Genomic DNA, 211 nt, shown 5'->3' on the forward strand with positions numbered 1-211 from the left:
GGCGATTCCTGCGGGCGTGCCGCCATTTTTCACGGGCGGCCCGGCCCTGGCAGACCTTTTCCCACAGCCTTCTGCCCCCAAAGACTACCTCTGGTATTGTACCCTTCTCCCGGTAATCCTTCAGTTCAGCCAGCCTTTTTGCCAGTGAAACCACCCGCTTGTTCCGCCCCTTGACTGCCAGGCGGAGCTTTTCAATAACTTCTGAAGCAGC

At 58.3% G+C, this 211-nt stretch carries 1 pseudogene; it reads right to left on the reverse strand.

Features of this window, described 5'->3' with window-relative positions:
• Positions 1-211: pseudogene (locus tag JDF658_RS13075) on the reverse strand (IS200/IS605 family accessory protein TnpB-related protein); the annotation flags it as partial.

Source organism: Carboxydocella sp. JDF658 (assembly GCF_002049395.1).
In the GTDB taxonomy this organism is placed as follows: Bacteria; Bacillota.